The sequence below is a fragment of the Rhodococcus kronopolitis genome, from assembly GCF_042654025.1.
GTDB classification, from domain to species: domain Bacteria; phylum Actinomycetota; class Actinomycetes; order Mycobacteriales; family Mycobacteriaceae; genus Rhodococcus_G; species Rhodococcus_G kronopolitis.
In genome coordinates, this window is sequence record NZ_JBHSFO010000002.1 from 144,726 (window position 1) to 165,513 (window position 20,788).

The window sequence follows — 20,788 nt, forward strand, 5'->3', positions numbered from 1 at the left end:
CATCCCGCATCGGCCGGCACCGGCGTCCTAGCGGGTCAACAGCGCGAGGCACTCCACGTGGTGGGTGAGCGGGAAGGCGTCGAACGCCCGCACCTGTTCGAGCCGGTAGCCCTGCTGCAGGTACAACCCCACGTCCCGGCCGAACGCCGCCGAGTCGCAGCCGATGTGCACGACCCGGTCTGCCCCGGCCGCGGCCACCGCCTCGACCACCGGACGGCCCGCACCCGAGCGCGGCGGGTCCAGCACCACAGTCCGGACGGGCCCGGGCAGCTCCCCCACCACGGCCTCGACCCGGTCCGCGCGCAACTGCACCTGACCGAGGTCACCGAGCGCTCGCCTGCCGTCCTCGACCGCGCCGCGACCGGACTCGACCGAGACCACCAGGCCCCGGTCACCGACCTGGCTCGCCATCTCCGCCGCGAACACCCCGACCCCGCCGTAGAGGTCCCAGGCGGTCTCGCCGGGCGCCAGCCCGGACCACTGGCCCACCACCGCCGAGTATGCCGCGGCCGCGCCGCGGTGCGCCTGCCAGAACCCCGTCGCCGAGAGCTCCCACGTCCGGTCGCCGACCCGCTCGACGGCCCGGCCCGTGCCCGACGCCACCCGCTCCCGGCGCGGCCGGGCGGAGGCCGCGCGCCGGGCGGTGGCGCCGCGGCGGCCGGGGCTGCGCCTGCCGGTGCTCGACACCCGGGCCGGTTCGATCTCCACCACGTGCCGGGTGCCGTCGGAGTCGACGGTGACCTGCAGCTCGGCGCCGGGACGCCAGTCCCCCTCGTCCAGCGACTGGTACATGCCCAGCACCGGCTGCGGGCAGAGCAGCTCGGTGACCACCTGGTTGCTGCGGTACCCGTGGAAACCGGCCAGGCCGTGCTCGTCGACGGCCAGGCGCAGCCGCGTCCGCCAACCCGTGCCGTCGCCCGTGCCGGGCAGGTCCTCGACCTCAACCTCGAGTTCCACCCCGGCCAGCCGGCGCAGCTGCTCGGCCACCACCGAGGCCTTCATCGCCCGCTGCGCGGGCAGCGTCGCATGCGAGTAGTCGCAGCAGCCTGCGCCGCCCGGGCCCGAGATCGGGCACAACGGCGTCACCCGGTCGGCGGACGCCTCGACGACCTCGACGGTGTCGGCCCGGCAGAACGACCCGCCGCGGTCCTCCGTCACCCGGGCGCGCACCAGCTCGCCGGGCAGCCCGTGCCGGACGAACACCACGCGGCCTTCGTGACGCGCCACGCAGAACCCGCCGTGCCCGGGGTTGCCCAGGCGCAGCTCGAATTCCTGCCCGTACCAGTTCTCGCTCATCTACTGCTTGCCTTCCGGTGCGTCGAATCCCCGACGCGTCGCGCCCGGCGCCGCCGACGGTTCCACCCGTCGGGCGCGCTCGCGGGCCTTCTCCGACGAACTGAGCTGCCAGGGCACGCTGGTGACCATCACACCCGGCTGGAACAGCAGCCGGGACTTCAGGCGCAGCGCGCTCTGGTTGTGCAGGATCTGCTCCCACCAGTGCCCGACCACGTACTCCGGGATGAACACCGTGACCACGTCGCGCGGCGAGTCACGACGCACCCGCCGGACGTAGTCGAGGATCGGCTTGGTGATCTCCCGGTACGGGGACTCGATCACCTTCAACGGCACGGTGACATCACTCTTGCCCCACTCCCGCACCAGGGCGCGGGTGTCCGGCTCGTCGACGTTGACGGTCACCGCCTCGAGGGTGTCCGGCCGGGTGGCCCGGGCGTAGGCGAGCGCGCGCATCGTCGGCATGTGCAGCTTGGACACCAGGACGATCGAGTGGGTCCGGCTGGGCAGCACGCCGTCCCACTCCTGCTCGTCCAGCTCGGCCGCGACGTTGTCGTAGTGCCGTCGGATCGACTTCATCACCAGGAAGATCGAGATCATCGCGACGATCGCGATCCACGCGCCGGCGGCGAACTTGGTGATCAGCACGATGACCAGCACGGCGCCGGTCATGGCCAGGCCGATCGAGTTGATCACCCGGGAACGGTGCATGCGCCTGCGCTGCGCCGGGTCGGTCTCGGACTTCAGGTGCCGGGTCCAGTGCCGGATCATGCCGGTCTGGCTGAGCACGAACGAGACGAACACACCGACGATGTAGAGCTGGATCAGCTTGGTGACCTCGGCCCCGAACACCACCACGAACGCGATCGCCGCGCCGGAGAGGAACAGGATGCCGTTGCTGAACGCGAGCCGGTCGCCGCGGGTGTGCAGCTGCCGCGGCAGGTAGCGGTCCTGCGCCAGGATCGAGCCGAGCACCGGGAAGCCGTTGAACGCGGTGTTGGCGGCCAGCACCAGGATCAGCGCGGTGACGATCGCGATGAAGTAGAAGCCGACCGGGAAGCCGGCGAACACCGCCTCCGCCAGCTGCGCGATCAGCGTCTTCTGCTGATAGCCCTCGGGCGCGCCTGCGAGCTGGGTGGCCGGGTCGTGCGCGTAGACGATCCCGATCTTCTGGGCCAGGATGATGATGCTCATCAGCAGCACGATCGCGAAGGTACCCAGCAACAGCAGGGTGGTCGCGGCGTTGCGGGACTTGGGCTTCTGGAACGCGGGCACGCCGTTGCTGATCGCCTCGACGCCTGTCAGCGCCGCGCAACCCGAGGAGAACGCCCGCGCGATCAGGAAGGCGAACGCGATCCCGTACAGGTGCTGGTCCTCCGCGTTCAGCACGAAGCCGGACGAGACCGCGCGCACGTCGTCGCCGAGCACGTAGATCCGAAAGAAACCCCATCCGAGCATCACGAACATGCCCACGATGAAGGCGTAGGTCGGGAGCGCGAAGGCGGTGCCGGACTCCCGGATCCCGCGCAGGTTGATCGCGGTGAGCAGCGCGATCGCCGCGACCGCGAACAGCACCTTGTGGGTGGCCACGAACGGCACCGCGGAACCGATGTTCGACGCCGCCGCGGAGATCGAGACCGCCACGGTGAGCACGTAGTCCACCATCAGCGCGCTGCCGACGGTCAGGCCCGCGGTCGGGCCGAGGTTGGTCGTGGCCACCTCGTAGTCGCCGCCGCCGGACGGGTAGGCGTGCACGTTCTGCCGGTAGCTCGCCACCACCACCGCCATCACGACGCACACCGCGAGACCGATCCACGGCGTGTAGGCGTACGCGGAGATCCCGGCCACCGACAGCACGAGGAAGATCTCCTCGGGCGCGTAGGCGACCGAGGACATCGCGTCGGAGGCGAAGACCGGCAGCGCGATTCGTTTGGGCAGCAGCGTGTGCCCTAGCTTGTCGCTACGGAACGGTCTACCCACCAGGAGCCGCTTCGCAGCGGTCGAGAGCTTTGACACCGGCAAAGCCTAAGCCGTCGGAACCGATACAGCTCCATCGCACGCCAACTCGGCGCCGTCGCCCACCGACTCGCCGCCGTCACCCACCGACCCGGCCCGATTACCGGCTCCGCGGCTGTGCCGCCGGGACGCGGGCGGTAGCGTCTCGAGGTACCGGTCACCGTCGGGTGGCCGACGAGTGGAGGCCAGCGGTGTATGTAGTCGTGATGGGGTGCGGCCGAGTCGGATCCGCGGTGGCGGCGGGTCTGGACCGGATCGGTCATGAGGTCGCGATCATCGACCGCGACCCCGACTCGTTCCGTCGGCTGGACCCGGAGTTCGGCGGGCAGCGGGTGATCGGCATGGGATTCGACCGTGACGTGCTGATCAAGGCCGGCATCGAACGGGCCGAGGCCTTCGCCGCGGTGTCCTCCGGCGACAACTCCAACATCATCGCCGCCCGCGTCGCCCGGGAGATCTTCGGTGTCGAGCGCGTGGTCGCGCGGATCTACGACGCCAAGCGCGCCGCCGTGTACGAACGGCTGGGGATTCCGACGGTCGCGACCGTGCCCTGGACCACGGACCGGTTCCTGCACCAGCTCACCCGGGAGTCCGACACCACCAAGTGGCGCGACCCCACCGGCACCATGGTCGTGGTTCAGCTCGACCTGCACGACGAGTGGGCCGGACAGTCCGTCGCCACGCTCGAGGAGTTCACCGGATCGCGGGTGGCGTTCCTGATCCGGTTCGGCAGCGGCCTGCTCCCGGACCGGAAGACCGTGATCCAGGCCGACGACCAGGTGTACGTCGCCGCCGTCTCGGGGCGGGCCGCCGAGGCCGTCGCGCTGGCCGCCGGTCCCCCGCCGGCGGACGCGTGAGCGCGAGCGCCGCGGCAGCGGCCCGTACCGACCGTTCCACCAACCAGCCCGGAGGGGACCGATGAGAGTCGCAATCGCAGGAGCCGGCGCGGTCGGCCGGTCCATCGCCCGCGAGCTGATCCGCAGCGAACACCACGTGATGCTGCTCGACCGCAAGCTCGAGCACGTCGAGCCCGAGGTCCTGCCGGAGGCGGTGTGGGTGCACGCCGACGCCTGCGAACTCGCGCTGCTCGAGGCCGCGAAGCTCGAGTCCTACGACGTGGTGATCGCCGCGACCGGCGACGACAAGGCAAACCTCGTGGTCAGCCTGCTCGCCAAGACCGAGTTCGCGGTGCACCGGGTGGTGGCCCGGGTCAACGACCCCCGCAACGAGTGGCTCTTCGACGAGTCGTGGGGCGTCGACGTCGCGGTGTCGACCCCGCGGATGCTCGCCGCCCTGGTCGAGGAGGCCGTCTCGGTCGGCGACCTGGTCCGGCTGATGACCTTCCGCCAGGGTCAGGCGAACCTGGTCGAGATCACCCTGCCGGACGACACGCCGCTCGCAGGCAAGCCGGTGCGCAGGCTCCAGCTGCCCCGCGACGCCGCCCTGGTGACCATCCTGCGCGGCGGTCGGGTGATCGTGCCGCAGCCCGACGACCCGATCGAGGGCGGCGACGAATTGGTGTTCGTGGCGTCGAACGAGGTCGAGGGCGAGCTGTGTCAGGCGATCGGCGTGAAAAGCCAACTCTGACCGCCCGCCCGCCATTGTCGAATTCGCCATTGTTTCGACGACGCGGCGATTGACTGGAACCTGTGGCAGAAATGTCGCGGATCAATACCGGAACACCGACGGTCAATTCATTACGGCCGTCGTCGAAATGCCCACGACCGACTACCGGTCGTGGGTATTTCCGGTTTCGGGCCCGGCCGCGTCGGCGGCCGGGGCGGGACCCTCGCCCGCGTCCTCGCCGCCTCGGTCACCGTCGGCGGGGTCCGCGTCGGCGTCGACGGTGAGTCCGGCCTCGTCGACCAGCCGGTCCGCACGCCGGACCGCCCACACCGTCACCACCATCACCAGCGCGGTGAGCGGCCAGCCCATCCCGATCCGGGCCGCCGCGAGCCACCCCGTGTGGTCGGTGTCGTAGAGCTGCGACTGCACCAGGTAGCGGGCGCCGAAAACGATCGCCCACGCCGCGGTGGCGAGGTCGTAGGCCCGGATCGCCGGCCGGGCCTGGCGCCAGGTGTTGCCGTGCCCGTTGAGGAAGCCCCAGAGCACCCCGACCAGCGGCCACCGCACCAGGATCGACGCCAGGAACACCCCGGCGTAGAGCAGGCTGGTGTAGATGCCGAACAGGAAGTAGCCCTTCGCGTCGCCGGTCCGGTACGCGATGAACGCACAGATGCCGACCCCGAAGAATCCCGAGATCGCGGGCTGGACGGAACTGCCGGTGACCAACCGCCACACCAGCACGGCCGCGGCCACGCCCAGCGCGGCCCAGATTGCGGCCGTCAGACCCCAGAGGCTGTTGACCGGCACGAACAGCACGATCGGCAGCGTGGAGTACACCAACCCGCTGATGCCGCCGAGCTGCTCGAGAATCGTCTGCTGTTCGCGCTGCGTATCCGTCACCTCACGAGGGTGCCACAGACCGACGGACCGCTAGTCGCCTTGCAGCTCGTAGTACGGGTTGTAGATCACCTTGAGGCCGTTGCGGGCACCGAGCCGGCCCCGGACCAGGATCTTCTTGCCCGTCTCGATGCCGGCGATCCGGCGGCGTCCCAACCACACCAGGGTCACCGCATCGGTGCCGTCGAAGAACTCCGCCTCCATGCCTGCGGCCGACGCCCGCGCGGAGGTCTCGACGCTGCGGAGCCTGCCGTACATGGTGACCTCCTCACCACGGCTGCAGTCGCAGGCGCGCTGGGCGCCCGATGCCTGTGTGGACTCGACGATCATCTCCTCCGCATCGAGCTGGTCGATGTCCTCGGTGAGTCGTCGGGTGAGCCGACGGAAGTAGCCGGTGGCCGCGAGTGCCATAACGCGCTCCTGAGCATGTGCGGTGCGATGGTCGCGCCGCAGGGAAGGGCTTATGTCCGCCACTGTAGCCCCGATCCCGGACACAACACACACCGCCGGAGTGAGCTGCAACACCCACCGGGCAGTATCGAGTCATGCCAGAACTGAAGTTGCCGCCCGTCGCGGTGGTCCTCCCCGGAACCGGGTCCGACGCCTCGTTCGCCGCGCGCGCGTTCACCGAAGCATTCTCCCAGGTGGGAGTGCATACGATCGCCGTCGAGCCCGACCCTCGACGAGTGGTGGGCAGCTACCTCGACGCGCTCGGCGACGCCGCCACCGAACACGGCTCGATCCTCGCCTGCGGGGTGTCCATCGGCGCGGCCGTGGCACTGTCCTGGGCCGCCGAGCACCCCACCCGGGCGGCAGGCGTACTCGCGGCGCTGCCCGCCTGGACCGGTTCCCCGGTCGACGCGCCCGCGGCCCTGAGTGCCGCGTACACCGCGAGCCGGCTCCGCGAGGACGGACTCGAGGCCGTCACCGCGGCGATGATCGAGACCAGCCCGGCGTGGCTCGGCGGCGAGCTGGAGCGGTCCTGGCGGTCGCAGTGGCCGCACCTGCCGCTGGCCCTGGACGAGGCCTCGGGCTACGGGGGGCTGACCGTCGCGCAGATGTCGTTGCTCGACGTCCCGGTCGGAATATGTGCGGCCACCGACGACCCGGTGCACCCGCACCGGGTGGCCCTCGAATGGGCGGCGGCCCTGCCGGTCTCCGCCGTCGCCACCACCACGCTCGACGCGATCGGGGCCGACGCCGGCGTGCTGGGCCGAACCTGCCTGAGCGCCCTGACGGACGCGGTCAGCCAGCGGGACGCCGACTGACCGCCGCCACTACTGGCCCAGCTGCTGCATGGCGGAGCCGCCGCCGCCCGGACGCTCCTCGGGTGCCCGCGCGGGCGGCTCCTGCCGCAGCGCCTCGACCTGCTCGGGGGCAGGCGCGGGTGCCGGAGGTGGCGTCGGCTGGCGCTGCTCCTGTTCCTGGGCGTGCATCTGGTCGTGCTGTGCCTGCAGCTGCTGCTGCTGGGCCGCGGCCAGCTGCTCGGCGAGCATCTGCGGCAGCACCACGGGCAACGGCGTCCGCACGGGGTGCGGGTCGTCGCCGCGCTGGACGACGGTGTCGCGCAGCACCTCGCGCGCGGACTCGGCCAACGGCGAGTTCAGGGCCAACGAGCCCGCCGGACCCGCGACGACGCACCGGATCATCCACCGGTAGCCGTCCACGCCGATGAAGCGCAGGTCCGCCGCGGGGGTCACGGCGTGCAGCTCGCGGCCCCACGGACCGGACTCGATGCTCACGGTCGCGTTGTCGGCGCGCAGCGACTCGGCCAGGTCACCGGCCACCTCGCGCCACTGACCGGCCGACTTCGGGGCGGCATAGGCGGCGACGGTGATCCGGCCCTGCGCCGTCACCAGGTGCACCGCCTGTGGGGTCCCGTCCGGCGACATCTCGACCTGGATCTGACCACCCGCGGGCATCGGCAGCAGCACCGACCCGAGGTCCAGCCGGGGCCCGGCCGCGCCCTCGGTCGGCTCGGCGCCGTCGAGGTCCGACAGGTCGTACGGACCACGGTCCTCGGTACCCGTCGGTGCGTCGACATCGAACTCCGCCGCGACACCGTCGCGCAGGTCCTCGAAGCGGTCCTCCGCGGCGTCCTGTGCGTCCTTCTTCTTACGTCCGAACATCAATGCGCCTCTTCCTGGGACTGTGCCGACACCGAGTGCAGAATGGCATGACCGCCGCTGGAGCCGTGACCTGCCTCACCCCGGGCGGTCTCGTCGAGCGAGGTGACCTCGACAAATGTGACCAATTCCACCCGCTGCACCAGAAGCTGGGCGATCCGGTCGCCACGCTGGACGTCGACCGCGGTGCGGGTGTCGTGGTTGATCAGGCATACCTTGATCTCACCGCGGTAACCGGCGTCGATGGTGCCGGGGGTGTTCACCACCGACAACCCGGTCTTGGCCGCCAGCCCCGACCTGGGATGGACCAGGCCGACGGTGCCGACGGGCAGGGCGACGGCGATCCCGGTGCCCACGAGGACGCGCTCACCAGGCTCGATGGTCACGTCGACGGTCGAGCAGAGGTCCACACCGGCGTCCCCCTCGTGTGCCCGGGCCGGAATCGGCATCTGGGGATCGAGGCGCAGCAGTTCAATGGCAGGAAGATCGTTCACGCGCACCGAGACTACTCTGGGTACGTGTCCGAGAACCCGCAACATGCCCCCGCAGCCACAAGCAATCCCGCCGTCACGCCGCACTACTCGGAGCGCCTGTGGGTTCCGCTGTGGTGGTGGATCGCCGGCCTCGCGGTCGCCGGACTGCTGGCCGCAGAGATCCACATGGGCTCCCCGGGCATCTTCGCCTGGCTGCCGTACGTGCTGCTGTTCCCGTTCCCGGTGTGGGGGCTGCTGTGGCTCAGCCGCCTGCGTGTCGAGGTGTTCGCGGGCGCGCCGGGCAGCCGCGGCGAGCTCCGCGTCGGCCGGGCACGCCTGCCGCTCGAGGCCATCTCACGGGTCGCCGTGGTGCCCGGGACCGCGAAGTCCGCGGCCCTCGGCCGCCAGCTCGACCCCGCCGCCTACGTCCAGCACCGCACCTGGATCAAGCCGATGGTGCTGATCGTGCTCGACGACCCCGAGGATCCGACGCCGTACTGGCTGGTCAGCACCCGTAACCCGGAGCAGCTCGCGGCCCTGCTCGGGGGGCAGCAGCCGGCCGCACCGACGGCCGACTGACAGACAGACGACGAGAGCGGTGTCCGACCTGTCAGCCAGGTCGGACACCGCTCTCGTGGTGTCTGGATGTGCCGGGGCGGGTTCTCGCCGCGCCGGATGCGACCGCAGTCGGTCGCGGTCGGGCCGAAACGGCCCGCCCGCGACACCCGACCTATATCGTCAGGCTGCGCAGTCCATGCAGATCAGCACGCCGTCTGCATCGCTCGCGAGCCGGCTCCGGTGGTGGACCAGGAAGCAGCTCGAGCAGGTGAACTCGTCCGCCTGCTTCGGCACAACACGCACCGACAGCTCTTCGCCGGACAGGTCGGCGCCGGGCAGCTCGAAAGACTCCGCCGTATCCGACTCGTCGACGTCGACGACCGCGGACTGTGCCTCGTTGCGTCGCGCCTTCAACTCCTCGAGCGAGTCCTCCGATACTTCGTCGGATTCCGAACGCCTCGGTGCGTCGTAGTCGGTTGCCATCTCGTCTTCCCCTCGTCCTCTCTGATGATTCGATCCCAATTCACCGCGTCCCGGCCGGCACACCCGCCGGTCCACGTGGCTGCACAACGCTTGAGTTCGCGACATGGTGCCCAAAGGCCGGTGAGCACAATTATGACTTCCGCCACATTCACACACGAGACCCAACTGCAGGCACCCACGTTCTGTCAGCATGGGGCCGCCAGACAATAGCCGACCTCGACGCAAAAGTCGCAGTCCTATTCGCCGGGGCCCGAAAACCGTCTGACAATCGAGATAAACGCCCCACAGAAGCAGGACATTCCAGGCATACGGCCGCCCGCCACGCCGACACCGGTGTGTGACTGCTCACTCGGGCGGAATCTTCCGACGCACCCACACCCCCGCCCGACCTCCGGCACACCGCTCTCTAGGCTGTGCTTCTCATCCGACACACCGAGAGGTCAGGACGAATCGTGGTTTCACTGATCACCGACGGGCACAGCTCCGACGACAACGGCCGGCCGTTCCCGCACCGCCGCGCGCTGCCCGTCATCGCCCTGATCTCGATCCTCGCGGTGCTCGGCGCGGTGCTGTGGTTCCGCATCCTCACCAAGGGCGAGGAACTCTCCGCCCCGGTGGAGTGCAACGCGCCGGTTACCGTGGCCGCACCGGCCGAGCCCGGCCAGCCGGGCCCGCAACCGCTCGGCACCAAGGTCCCCGCCTCCACGCTGCGCGACGTCGAACCGGCCTCGCTGTCGGCAACCCGGGTCCGGGTGTTCAACGCCAACGGCGAACGCGGCCAGGCCGCCCACGTGGCCTCGCAGTTGAGCGACTACGGATTCGCCAGCGCACCCGACGTGCAGGTCGGCAACGACCCCGTCTACGTCGACCAGAACATGCAGTGCCAGGGTCAGATCCGGTTCGGACCCAACGGGCTCGCCGCGGCCAGCGCGCTGTGGCTGATCGAGCCCTGCGTACAGCTGATCCAGGACACGCGTACGGACGACACCGTCGACCTGGCGCTGGGCACCTACTTCAGCGACATCCAGCCGAACACCGACGCCGAGGAGGTGCTGGCCTCGCTCAAGGAGCCGGCACCCGGCGGCCCCGACGCCTCCGCGCCCGTCGACATCGACCTGCTCAAGGCCGCGCGCACCGCGCACTGCTGAGTCGCACCGGGCGCGCTCACCCGGGAATCGGTGCCAGCGCCCCCAGCTCCTCGAACATCGCGTCCAGCTCGGCCGCGATGCCGGGCGCCGACGCGACCGTCACCGCTCCGGACTCGCTCGTCGAGTCCGGGGCGGGCAGCCGCACCACCGCGCCCGCCTCGGTCGCGATCAGCGCGCCTGCCGCCCAGTCCCACGGGCTCAGTCCGTGCTCGAAGTGCGCATCGACGCGGCCGGTCGCGACCATGCACAGGTCGAGGGCCGCGGAGCCGATCCTGCGAATGTCGCGCACCCGCGGCAGCACCGCCCCGATCAGCTCGCCCTGCCGGACCCGGCGGTCGCGCGAGTAGCCGAACCCGGTGGCCAGCAACGCCATTGACAGATCGGTGATCGGGTTGCAGCGCAGCGAGTGCACGGCACCGTCGGCCTCGTGCAGGGTCGCACCGCGGCCCCGCGCGGCGGAGTACACCGCGCCGGCCGCGACGTCGACGACCACGCCCGCCACCGAGACGCCGTCCACCTGCGCGGCGATCGAGACCGCGAACGCGGGAATGCCGTAGAGGAAGTTCACGGTGCCGTCGATGGGGTCGACGATCCACTGCACGCCCTCGACCCGACCGGCCGCTCCCCCGCCCTCCTCGCCGAGGATCGCGTCGGCCGGACGCCACCGCGCCAGCAGCCCGCGGATCAACTCCTCGGTCTCGGTGTCGACGACGGTGACCGGATCGGTCGGGGTGGACTTCGTCACCACCGCGTCGGCCGGACCTCCCGGCCGGCCGCTGCCGACCGCGCCGAAGACCTCGGGGCGCCGGGTCCGCACGTGCGCGGCCGCCGACACGCCGATCCGGACCGCGACACCGCGCAACACCTCCGGGTCGGCGGAACCGGCCGCCTCGGAGAACTCCGGGGACCCGGCCTCGGCGAGCGCATGGACAGCGGGATAGTTCTCGAAAAGTGGCACGCCCCATGGTGCCCCACCCCGATCGGGACGCGCGAGTTCTGCGGCGTCCCGGCCTGCCGAGCCGACCGGTGGCCACTAGGGTGACGGCCATGGCGGATTCGATGAATGACACCCCCGGACGGCGTGGATTCGGCGTGGACGTCGGCGGCAGCGGGGTCAAGGGCGGCCTGGTCGACCTCGACACCGGCGAGTTGATCGGCGAGCGGATCAAGATCGAGACGCCGCAGCCCGCGACCCCTGCCGCCATCGCGGCCACCGTCCGCGAGATCCTCGCGCAGGCCGGCTGGGACGGCCCGGTCGGGCTGACGCTGCCCGCGGTCGTCACCGACGGCGTCGCCCGCACCGCGGCGAACATCGACGCCTCGTGGATCGGCACCGACGCGCGCGCCCTGTTCACCGAGGCCCTGGACGGCCGGCCGGTCACCGTGCTCAACGACGCCGACGCCGCGGGCCTCGCCGAGGACCGCTACGGGGCGGGCCGGGACGTCGACGGCGTGGTCGTGCTGCTCACCTTCGGGACCGGCATCGGGTCGGCCGTCCTGCACCACGGGGTGCTGCTCCCGAACACCGAGTTCGGGCACCTGGAGGTCGACGGCAAGGAGGCCGAGCACCGGGCCTCGTCCGCGGCGAAGGAGACCCACGACCTGTCCTACCACGAGTGGGCGAAGGAGGTCTCCCGCGTGCTGACCCGGTTCGAGGACCTGCTGTGGCCCGACCTGTTTATCGCAGGCGGCGGCATCAGCCGCAAGGGCCACAAGTGGATTCCGCACCTGACCAACCGGACGCCGGTGGTGGCGGCCACCTTGCTCAACACCGCGGGCATCGTGGGCGCCGCGCTCGCCGCGGACCAGTCCTCGGGCCGGTAGCGACGGGGCGCGGGCGCAGGCCCCGATCAGCGGAGCACACGCCGTCGGCGCCGCCTCGACCAGCATCTGCGCGTCGCGACCGCAATCCATAGTTACAATGGGGAAGCCCGGCTCGAAGCCGGCGAAACTCAACTGACCTCTCCGCCGGAAATCACTCTGGCGTGACGCCGCACGACTCAGTCACGAAAGGGCGTACGTGGCCGCCACCGATACAAGTCAGACCGCCGAGGCAAGCTCCGAATCGGCGTCCACCGAGGCGACCACGGGCACCGCCCCAGCCAAGAAGGCCGCCGCGAAGAAGGCCCCGGCCAAGAAGGCCGCCGCGAAGAAGGCGCCCGCCAAGAAGGCCGCCGCGAAGAAGGCGCCCGCCAAGAAGGCCGCCGCGAAGAAGGCCCCGGCCAAGAAGGCCACCAGCAAGGCCGCCGACCCCGACGCGATGGACGAGGGCGTCGACGAAGCCGACATGGCGGACCTCGAGGTTCCCGAGGGCGACCTGACCGACGAGGTCGTCGAGGTCGTCGCCGTGGGCGAGGACGAGGACGACAGCGCCGACGCCGCGGAGCCGACCGAGAAGGACAAGGCCTCCGGCGACTTCGTCTGGGACGAGGAGGAGTCCGAGGCGCTGCGCCAGGCCCGCAAGGACGCCGAGCTCACCGCGTCCGCCGACTCGGTCCGCGCCTACCTCAAGCAGATCGGCAAGGTCGCCCTCCTCAACGCCGAGGAGGAGGTCGAGCTCGCCAAGCGCATCGAGGCCGGTCTCTACGCCGTGCAGTTGATGGCCGAGCACGCCGAGAAGGGCGAGAAGCTGCCCGTCGCCCAGCGTCGGGACATGAACTGGATCTGCCGCGACGGCAACCGCGCCAAGAACCACCTGCTCGAGGCCAACCTGCGCCTGGTGGTCTCGCTTGCCAAGCGCTACACCGGCCGCGGCATGGCCTTCCTGGACCTGATCCAGGAAGGCAACCTGGGTCTGATCCGCGCGGTGGAGAAGTTCGACTACACCAAGGGCTACAAGTTCTCCACGTACGCCACCTGGTGGATCCGTCAGGCCATCACCCGCGCCATGGCCGACCAGGCCCGCACCATCCGCATCCCGGTGCACATGGTCGAGGTCATCAACAAGCTCGGCCGCATCCAGCGTGAGCTGCTCCAGGACCTGGGCCGCGAGCCCACGCCGGAGGAGCTCGCCAAGGAAATGGACATCACGCCCGAGAAGGTGCTGGAGATCCAGCAGTACGCGCGTGAGCCCATCTCGCTCGACCAGACGATCGGCGACGAGGGCGACAGCCAGCTCGGTGACTTCATCGAGGACTCCGAGGCCGTGGTCGCGGTGGACGCGGTCTCGTTCACCCTGCTGCAGGACCAGCTGGCATCGGTGCTCGAGACGCTCTCCGAGCGCGAGGCCGGCGTGGTGCGCCTGCGCTTCGGTCTCACCGACGGCCAGCCGCGCACTTTAGACGAGATCGGTCAGGTCTACGGCGTCACGCGTGAGCGGATCCGTCAGATCGAGTCGAAGACGATGTCGAAGCTGCGTCACCCGTCGCGTTCGCAGGTGCTCCGGGACTACCTGGACTAGCCGGTCCCGACCAGACGCACGAATGCCCCGTCACCGCGAAGGTGGCGGGGCATTCGTGTGTCCGGCCGACGCCGGCGCCGACAGTTCACCCGGCGCACGTCCGGCCGTCACCGCACCCACACTGCGCCCGCCCCACGGTCGGCGAGACTGGCCGCCATGAGTGAGCAGTCCCCTCTGGCCCCGCCCTCCCCGCGCGGCCCCTCCCGCCGCACGTTCCTGCGCGGCTCTGCCCTCGCGGGCGGCCTCGCGGTCGCCGGTCTCCGACCCGCCCCGCCCGCGATCGCCTCGATACCGTCCGCCGACCCCGCCCGCCCCGTCGACTACCCCACGTGCTGCCCCGGACCGTTCGCCAACGGCGTCGCCAGCGGTGACCCGTTGCCCGACCGCGTCATCCTCTGGACCCGGCTCATGCCCGAGCGCGTGGCCGACGCCCCCGGCCCCGTGCGGTGGGAGGTGGCGACCGACCCCGGCATGACGGCCCTCGTCCGCTCCGGTGAGCAGACCCCGGTGGCGGAGCACGACTTCACGGTGAAGGTCGACGTCACCGGCCTCGCTCCGGCCGCGACGTACTACTACCGGTTCACACACGCAGGCGACCACTCGATCACCGGGCGGACGCGCACCGCGCCGGGTCCGGGTGCCGCCGTCGACCGGGTGCGCATCGCCACGATGTCGTGCAGCTCGTACTGGTCGTCGTTCTGGAGCGGGTTCGAGCACATCGCCGCCCGCGACGACCTCGATCTCGTGCTGCACGTGGGCGACTACGTCTACGACTTCCCCGACAGGGACGAGCTGGTGCGCTCGCGCGTCGGCTTCGACGACATGGACCACCCGGACAACCGGGACTGGCTCACCCTCTCCGAGGTGCGCCGGCGGTACGCGCTGTGGCGCTCGGACCCCCAGTTCGTCCGGGCCCACCAGCAGCACCCGTGGATGATCGTGTGGGACAACCACGACATCGACGTCGCCTACGGCAACGAGGTGGCCGCGCCCCGGACCGACCCGGCATCGGCGACCACGACCCTCCCCGACACGGTGCGCGCGTTCCACGAGTGGACTCCGACGCGGCCCGTGCGCGCCGACGGCAGCGGCGAGTTCGTGCTCGTCGACGACGGCTCCTATCCCACGCCGCAGGACCCGTTGCTCGTCTACCGGGCACTGCGTTACGGCGACCTCGTCGACGTCGTCGGGATCGACGCCGAGTCGCACGCCGGGCACGGGCTCTCCGTCGACTCCTCGCACCTGCCGCCCGGGCAGCCGAGTCTCCTCGGCCGGCGGCAGTACGAGTGGCTCACGGCCACACTGACCGACTCGTCGCACCGGGGGACCCGGTGGCGGGTCATCGGCAACCAGGCATGGTTCGCGCCGACCGACATCCCGGAGGTCGTGCAGGGTGTGGCGATGCCGAAGCTCGGTATCGGCCGCTGGGGCCGGTACCCAGCCGAGCGCGACGCGATCGTCGACCACCTCCGGGGCGCCCGCGGCGAACGGATCTGGCGAAACGTCATGGTGACCGGCGACGCACACGGGAATTTCGCGTCCGACGTCATCTCCACGGCCTACCTCGGCGACGGGTATCTCTCCGGAATCCCCGGCCGCAACACCCGCAACGGTGCCGAACCGCAGAACCACGGCGCCGGGGCGATGCGGGTGGGCACCGGCAACGGCGGCCCCGAGCTCGCAGGCGTCGCCGAGCCCGCCGACGTCCGTGGCCTGTCGGTCGGCGTCGAGTTCTCCCCCACCTCGATGGGGCGCGGCGGCGCCGACGACATGATCCGCGGGGCCACCGGCCTCGGGCGGGCGGAGTCGACCGAGATCGCGCGCGCCGCCGAGGCTGCGATCCTCACGCTCAACCGCAACGCCCAGTTCGTCGAGTGGGTCGACCACGGCTACGGGATCATCGACCTCGACCGCGACCGCGCCGTCTTCGAGTTCTGGTGGCAGGACAAGCAGACGCCGCGCTCGCCGGACGTCCTCGGCCACCAGATGGTGGCCTTCGCCGAGGAGGACCGAGCGGCGGTGCCGCCGCGGTTCCGGGACCAGATCGACGCCGTCGAGCTGCACGGGTTGCCGTACGGGCCGACCGCCGGGGCGCCGTACGGCCCGCCGGCGCCGTGGTTCCCGCCGGAGGACTGACCCGACGGGTGGGACCGGCCGTCAGTCGCGGACCGACACCACGGCGGTCCCGGCGCCGCCCGGCGCGCGGGGCGGGCCCGGCAGCACCAGCCTGGTCACCGGCTCGACCACCCGGGCGGCGACCGGACCCAGCACCGCCATCAGCAGCACGTAGGCGGTGGCCAGCGCGGCCAGCTCCCCCGCGACGGCACCGGCCGCGACGGCGAGACCCGCGATGACGATCGAGAACTCGCCGCGGGCCACCAGCGCGGCCCCGGCGCGGGCCTGGCCCATCCGGGCGATCCCCTGCCGCCGCGCGGCCCACATACCCGTCAACACCTTGGTGACCGTCGTGACCACCGCCAGCACGATCGCCCAGCCCAGTACCGGCGGAATGGTCCGGGGATCGGTGTTGAGGCCGAACACCACGAAGAACATCGCCGCGAACAGGTCCCGCAGCGGCTCGAGCACCTTGGTCGCGTTCCTGGCGGTCGAGCCCGAGATCGCGATGCCGAGCAGGAACGCCCCGACGGCCGCGGAGACCTGCATCGCCGAGGCCAGGCCCGCGACCAGCAGCGCGGCGCCGAGCAGCTTGAGCAGGAACACCTCCTTGTCGCTGCTGTCGACGATCGCCGACACGACGTGGCCGTACCTGAGCGCGATGACGAGCACCAGGGTGACCACGCACAGCGAGATGCCGACCGCCTTCAGGCCGCCGAGCAGGCTCACCCCCGCGAGCAGTGCGGTGAGGATCGGCAGGTAGACGGCCATCGCCAGGTCCTCGAAGACCAGGATGGACAGCACCACGGGGGTCTCCCGGTTGCCGAGCCGACCCAGGTCGCCGAGCACCTTCGCGACGATCCCGGACGAGGAGATGTAGGTGACGCCCGCCAGGACCATCGCCCCGACCGGTCCCCAGCCGAGCATCAGCGCGACCACCGCGCCGGGGGTCGCGTTCAGCACCAGGTCCAGCACGCCGCCCATCCAGGACTTCTGCAGGCCGGTGACCAGTTCGGATGCGGTGTACTCGAGACCGAGCAGCAGCAACAGCAGCACCACGCCGATCTCGCTGGCCAGGTGCGAGAACGAACCGATGTCTCCGAGCTGGAGGAATCCGCCCTCGCCGAAGCAGAGGCCGCCGATCAGGTAGAGCGGGATCGGGGAGAGCCCGATCCGGCCGGCCAACCGACCGAGCACGCCGAGGGCGAAGAACACCGCGCCCAGCTGGATCAGGGCCAGCGAGGTGCCGGTCACGGCGCGCTACTGGCCGTTGCGGCGCCCGCGGGGTGCTGTCGGTACCCGAGGCTCATCCGTGATGGAGGATCTTCGTCGCGCTGTCCAGGCCGTCGCTGGTGCCGACGGCCACCAGCAGGTCGCCGGCGGTGAGGTTGAAGTCCGGGCTCGGCGACGGGTACGCGTGCCCGGCGCGCATCACCGCGACGACGGACACCCCCGTCCGGGTCCGCAGTGCCGTCGCGCCCAGCGTCCGGCCGTCGAAGGGCGAGTCGTCGACGATCGGCAGCTGCCGGGTGCTGATCCCGTCGAGTTCGCGGTGTTCCTCACGCAGCTGCGCGACCAACTGCGGAGCGCCGAGCAGGTTCGCCAGCACCCCCGCCTCGTCGCTGGTGAGCGGGATGGACGCCATGCAGGCGTCCGGGTCGTCCCGCTTGGAGATGATGAGCTCGGTCTCGCCGTCCCGATGGGTGACGACGCCGAGGCGGCGCCCGGTGGTGGTCTCGAAGTCCTTGCGGATCCCGATCCCCGGAAGGGGGGTCACTTCCACGTTCATGACACCCACGGTAACCGTGTCCCGCCGCCGGAGGGCGCCGACTCCCCATCGCGGTCGGCACCGGCTATCGCGGCGGCCCGAACACCCCCGTGTCGTCGGGCCGGTAGCTGCGCGCCGCGGTCACCGCGGCCACCGGGATCGGCCCGTACAGGTGCGGAAACAGCATTGCGTCGGGATCGCCGGGCACCCCCGGCTCCCAGCGGACCTCGGCCCCCAGCCGGGACGGGTCCAGGTACAGCAGCACCAGGTCGGTGCTCCCGGCGTACCACCGGTTCGCGGGCAGGTGCACCTGCTCGGTGGTCGACAGGTGCACGAAGCCGTCCGCGTCGTAGGTCTCGGGAATCCGGGTGCCGGCCGCCCGCGCCGCCCGCCACTGGTCGTCGGTGCAGATGTGTACCAGGGTGCCCGTCGGTGCCGTCATCCCCCGACGCTATCGCCGACCCACCGACCGGGCGGTCCGGGGTGTGAGGTCGGACACCGCGACGGCGCGTTTCCCCTGTTAGTGAAACCACAGCGAAACCGGGCCGGGAACAACGACGTATCGCCAAACGTCTGACAGAGTGGATTCACCGCGCCAACCCGACGCGGCGGACCAGGCCCCAGGCATCCGGCTAGGACCGGAAGCCAGTACGGAGGAGTCATGCCCGGAACACTGACCAGCCCCCCGTTGACCGCTGCCGACCGGTGCGACCGGTGCAGCGCAGGAGCCCGCGTGCGCGCGGTGCTCTCCTCTGGTGGTGAGCTTCTCTTCTGCCAGCACCACGCCAACGAACACGAAGATCGACTCCGCTCGATGAACGCCACGATCGTCACCGGCGTCCTCGACGAGGCGACTATCTAGGCCGGCAGCGCCGCCGGGTGCCGCCGAGGCCCCGCAGGACAACAGCAGGAGCCCGCACCGATCGGTGCGGGCTCCTGCTGCATTCGGTGACCTACCACTTGCGCAGTGCGGCGATCCGTTCCGTCAACTGATCCATGGTCGCGATCGCGGTCGGCGGACCGCCACAGACCCGACGCAGCTCGCCGTGGATCCAGCCGTGCGGCTTGCCGGTCCGGTGGTGGACCATCCCGACCAGCCCGTTGAGCTCCTTGCGCAGCTCCGCCAGCTTCCCCGCCGACGCCACCCGCTCCGCCACCGCGACCGGCACGCTGGCCGGCTGCGCGGCCTGGCGGGCGGCGGCCTTGTCGAGCTGGCTGGCCTGACGCTCGCGCAGCAGCGCCCGCATCTGGTCGGCGTCGAGCAGACCCGGCAGACCCAGGTAGTCGGCCTCCTCGTCGCTGCCCGAGAAGGTCGCGGTGCCGAACGAGGAACCGTCGTAGATCACCTGGTCGAGTTCGGCGTCGGCGCCCAGCGAGGTGAAGGCCTTCTCTTCCTCCCCCGCCTCGTCCTTCTGCTTGTTGGCGTCGGCGAGCAGGTCGTCGTCGAGACCGTCCTTCTCCCGGTGCGGCTTGCCGAGCACGTGGTCGCGCTGCACCTCGAGCTGGCTGGCGAGGTCGAGCAGGACCGGGACCGAGGGGACGAAGACACTCGCCGTCTCGCCCTTGCGGCGCATCCGCACGAACCGGCCGATGGCCTGGGCAAAGTACAGCGGCGTCGAGGCGCTGGTGGCGTACACGCCGACCGCGAGGCGGGGCACGTCGACGCCCTCGGACACCATCCGCACCGCCACCATCCAGGCGTCGGTGCTGGCGCTGAACTCGGCGATCCGCTTGGAGGCCGTCGGGTCGTCCGAGAGCACCAGGGTCGGTGTCGTGCCGGTGAGCGTCTCGATGATCTTGGCGTAGGCGCGGGCCACCGTCTGATCGGTGGCGATGACCAGTCCGCCTGCGTCCGGCATGCCGCCGGCCCGCAGCTGGCCGAGCCTGGTGTTGGCGGCGGTCAGCACCGACGGGATCCAGTCCCCCGCCGGGTCCAGCGCGGTCCGCCAGGCGCGGGCGGTCTGCTCGGCGTTCAGCGGTTCCCCGAGCCGGGCGGTGAACTCCTCGCCGGCGTTGGTGCGCCAGCGCGCCTCCCCGGAGTAGGCCAGGAACACCACCGGCCGCACGACGCCGTCGGCCAGCGCGTCGGAGTAGCCGTACGCGTGGTCGGCCTTGGACCGCAGCAGGCCCTCGCGGTCCGGCTCGTAGGAGATGAACGGGATGGCGCTGTCGTCGCTGCGGAACGGGGTGCCGGTGAGCGCGAGGCGTCGGGTCGCCGGGTCGTAGGCCTCCCGGATCGCCTCACCCCAGCTCTTGGCGTCACCGCCGTGGTGGATCTCGTCGAGGATCACCAGGGTGCGTCGGTTCTCGGTCCGGACCCGGTGCCGGGTCGGGTGGGAGGCGACCTGGGCGTAGGTCACCACCACGCCGTGGAAGTCCGAGGACGTCTGACCGGTGGAGTTGGAGAAGTTGGGGTCCAGCGCGATGCCCATCCGGGCGGCGGACTCGGCCCACTGGTGCTTGAGGTGCTCGGTCGGCGCGACGACGGTGATCTCGTCGACCGTGCGGTCACCGAGCAGTTCCGCGGCCACCCGCAGGGCGAAGGTCGTCTTGCCTGCGCCGGGCGTCGCGACGGCCAGGAAGTCCCGCGGCTTGGTCGAGAGGTACTTCGCCAGGGCCCGACGCTGCCAGGCTCGAAGGGTGGCCACCGGCGCCGACGAGGCGGCGGCGGGTGGCCCAGATGCTGCGTTGTCTGTGTTAGATCCGGTGTTGCCTGTGAGCGATTCGGCGTTACCCGTGAGCACTGTCGCTACCGCTCCTTCTTCGTATCCATGACAGTCCTCGGCTGCGTAACTGTCGCGGACGAGCCTAACCCTGAGCACCGACCTTCCCCGCATCCCCGACACGCCCTTGACGGGTTCTCGGCGGCCGCGGTGGCAGAATTCCTCCGACACGGCCGCCAGCACCGGCGGCCCCGCCCGGCCGTGGGGAATGCTGGACCGACC

At 71.1% G+C, this 20,788-nt stretch carries 20 protein-coding genes and 1 pseudogene; 9 read left to right on the forward strand and 12 right to left on the reverse strand.

Annotation, left to right across the window (positions count from 1 at the left end):
* Positions 1-27 precede the first annotated feature (27 nt).
* Positions 28-1,296 carry a class I SAM-dependent RNA methyltransferase gene (locus ACFO6S_RS03825; RefSeq protein WP_378414316.1) on the reverse strand — a complete coding sequence of 423 codons (1,269 nt, stop codon included), beginning with the start codon at positions 1,294-1,296 and terminating at the stop codon, positions 28-30.
* Positions 1,297-3,309 carry an APC family permease gene (locus ACFO6S_RS03830; protein WP_378414318.1) on the reverse strand — a complete coding sequence of 671 codons (2,013 nt, stop codon included), beginning with the start codon at positions 3,307-3,309 and terminating at the stop codon, positions 1,297-1,299.
* 191 nt (positions 3,310-3,500) lie between these two features.
* Here ACFO6S_RS03830 and ACFO6S_RS03835 point away from each other — a divergent pair, with 191 nt between their 5' ends.
* Both ACFO6S_RS03835 and ACFO6S_RS03840 read left to right on the forward strand, forming a co-directional pair.
* Positions 3,501-4,166, forward strand: a complete 666-nt coding sequence (locus ACFO6S_RS03835; RefSeq protein WP_378414320.1) for a potassium channel family protein — start codon at positions 3,501-3,503, stop codon at positions 4,164-4,166.
* Positions 4,167-4,227: 61 nt separating this feature from the next.
* Positions 4,228-4,896 carry a potassium channel family protein gene (locus ACFO6S_RS03840; protein ID WP_378414322.1) on the forward strand — a complete coding sequence of 223 codons (669 nt, stop codon included), beginning with the start codon at positions 4,228-4,230 and terminating at the stop codon, positions 4,894-4,896.
* A gap of 141 nt (positions 4,897-5,037) precedes the next feature.
* Here the strand turns inward: ACFO6S_RS03840 and ACFO6S_RS03845 are convergent, their stop codons facing one another.
* Both ACFO6S_RS03845 and ACFO6S_RS03850 read right to left on the reverse strand, forming a co-directional pair.
* A complete protein-coding gene (locus ACFO6S_RS03845; protein ID WP_378415205.1) occupies positions 5,038-5,793 on the reverse strand; it encodes a DUF3159 domain-containing protein in 756 nt (251 codons plus the stop codon).
* A gap of 12 nt (positions 5,794-5,805) precedes the next feature.
* Positions 5,806-6,183, reverse strand: a complete 378-nt coding sequence (locus tag ACFO6S_RS03850) for an OB-fold nucleic acid binding domain-containing protein (RefSeq protein WP_378414324.1) — start codon at positions 6,181-6,183, stop codon at positions 5,806-5,808.
* Positions 6,184-6,317: 134 nt separating this feature from the next.
* Here ACFO6S_RS03850 and ACFO6S_RS03855 point away from each other — a divergent pair, with 134 nt between their 5' ends.
* Positions 6,318-7,040, forward strand: coding sequence for an alpha/beta fold hydrolase (locus ACFO6S_RS03855; protein ID WP_378414326.1), 723 nt, complete (start codon positions 6,318-6,320; stop codon positions 7,038-7,040).
* 9 nt (positions 7,041-7,049) lie between these two features.
* Here ACFO6S_RS03855 and ACFO6S_RS03860 read toward each other — a convergent pair whose 3' ends face one another.
* Positions 7,050-7,901 carry a DUF3710 domain-containing protein gene (locus ACFO6S_RS03860; RefSeq protein WP_378414328.1) on the reverse strand — a complete coding sequence of 284 codons (852 nt, stop codon included), beginning with the start codon at positions 7,899-7,901 and terminating at the stop codon, positions 7,050-7,052.
* Positions 7,901-8,437 (reverse strand): dUTP diphosphatase, encoded by a 537-nt coding sequence (gene dut, locus ACFO6S_RS03865; RefSeq protein WP_378414329.1) that lies wholly within the window; start codon positions 8,435-8,437, stop codon positions 7,901-7,903. Before dut ends, ACFO6S_RS03860 begins: the two co-directional genes overlap by 1 nt.
* On the opposite strand from dut, the gene ACFO6S_RS03870 reads away from it, so the two are divergent.
* Positions 8,417-8,950: a DUF3093 domain-containing protein gene (locus tag ACFO6S_RS03870; protein WP_378414331.1), complete on the forward strand. Its 534-nt coding sequence runs from the start codon at positions 8,417-8,419 to the stop codon at positions 8,948-8,950. The two genes, dut and ACFO6S_RS03870, sit on opposite strands and share 21 nt — an antisense overlap.
* Before the next feature lie 159 nt (positions 8,951-9,109).
* On the opposite strand, the gene ACFO6S_RS03875 is transcribed toward ACFO6S_RS03870, so the two are convergent.
* Positions 9,110-9,412 (reverse strand): DUF4193 domain-containing protein, encoded by a 303-nt coding sequence (locus ACFO6S_RS03875; protein ID WP_072843989.1) that lies wholly within the window; start codon positions 9,410-9,412, stop codon positions 9,110-9,112.
* Positions 9,413-9,864: 452 nt separating this feature from the next.
* Between ACFO6S_RS03875 and cei the strand changes: the two genes are divergently transcribed.
* Positions 9,865-10,560, forward strand: coding sequence for an envelope integrity protein Cei (gene cei / locus ACFO6S_RS03880; protein ID WP_378414332.1), 696 nt, complete (start codon positions 9,865-9,867; stop codon positions 10,558-10,560).
* Positions 10,561-10,576: 16 nt separating this feature from the next.
* On the opposite strand, the gene ACFO6S_RS03885 is transcribed toward cei, so the two are convergent.
* Complete coding sequence (locus ACFO6S_RS03885; RefSeq protein WP_378415207.1) at positions 10,577-11,422, reverse strand: inositol monophosphatase family protein; 846 nt, start codon at positions 11,420-11,422, stop codon at positions 10,577-10,579.
* Between the two features lie 197 nt (positions 11,423-11,619).
* Between ACFO6S_RS03885 and ppgK the strand changes: the two genes are divergently transcribed.
* The 3 genes and pseudogenes from ppgK to ACFO6S_RS03900 all read left to right on the forward strand — a co-directional run bounded on the left by ppgK (position 11,620) and on the right by ACFO6S_RS03900 (position 16,096).
* Positions 11,620-12,384: a polyphosphate--glucose phosphotransferase gene (gene ppgK, locus ACFO6S_RS03890; RefSeq protein WP_378414334.1), complete on the forward strand. Its 765-nt coding sequence runs from the start codon at positions 11,620-11,622 to the stop codon at positions 12,382-12,384.
* Positions 12,385-12,520: 136 nt separating this feature from the next.
* Positions 12,521-13,960 (forward strand): annotated as a pseudogene (locus ACFO6S_RS03895) (RNA polymerase sigma factor); the annotation flags it as partial.
* Between the two features lie 156 nt (positions 13,961-14,116).
* Positions 14,117-16,096 carry an alkaline phosphatase D family protein gene (locus ACFO6S_RS03900; protein ID WP_378414335.1) on the forward strand — a complete coding sequence of 660 codons (1,980 nt, stop codon included), beginning with the start codon at positions 14,117-14,119 and terminating at the stop codon, positions 16,094-16,096.
* Positions 16,097-16,117: 21 nt separating this feature from the next.
* Here ACFO6S_RS03900 and ACFO6S_RS03905 read toward each other — a convergent pair whose 3' ends face one another.
* From ACFO6S_RS03905 to ACFO6S_RS03915, 3 genes are all read right to left on the reverse strand, one after another.
* Positions 16,118-17,329: a cation:proton antiporter gene (locus tag ACFO6S_RS03905; protein WP_378414337.1), complete on the reverse strand. Its 1,212-nt coding sequence runs from the start codon at positions 17,327-17,329 to the stop codon at positions 16,118-16,120.
* A gap of 52 nt (positions 17,330-17,381) precedes the next feature.
* The gene (locus tag ACFO6S_RS03910) at positions 17,382-17,864 is read right to left on the reverse strand and encodes a cation:proton antiporter regulatory subunit (RefSeq protein WP_378414339.1); all 483 of its coding nucleotides are present in this window, start codon (positions 17,862-17,864) and stop codon (positions 17,382-17,384) included.
* A 64-nt stretch (positions 17,865-17,928) separates the two neighbouring features.
* Positions 17,929-18,285 carry a DUF952 domain-containing protein gene (locus ACFO6S_RS03915; protein WP_378414341.1) on the reverse strand — a complete coding sequence of 119 codons (357 nt, stop codon included), beginning with the start codon at positions 18,283-18,285 and terminating at the stop codon, positions 17,929-17,931.
* A 219-nt stretch (positions 18,286-18,504) separates the two neighbouring features.
* Between ACFO6S_RS03915 and ACFO6S_RS03920 the strand changes: the two genes are divergently transcribed.
* Positions 18,505-18,705: a DUF7455 domain-containing protein gene (locus ACFO6S_RS03920; protein ID WP_378414342.1), complete on the forward strand. Its 201-nt coding sequence runs from the start codon at positions 18,505-18,507 to the stop codon at positions 18,703-18,705.
* Positions 18,706-18,796: 91 nt separating this feature from the next.
* On the opposite strand, the gene ACFO6S_RS03925 is transcribed toward ACFO6S_RS03920, so the two are convergent.
* The gene (locus tag ACFO6S_RS03925) at positions 18,797-20,491 is read right to left on the reverse strand and encodes a DEAD/DEAH box helicase (protein WP_378414344.1); all 1,695 of its coding nucleotides are present in this window, start codon (positions 20,489-20,491) and stop codon (positions 18,797-18,799) included.
* Positions 20,492-20,788 lie beyond the last annotated feature (297 nt).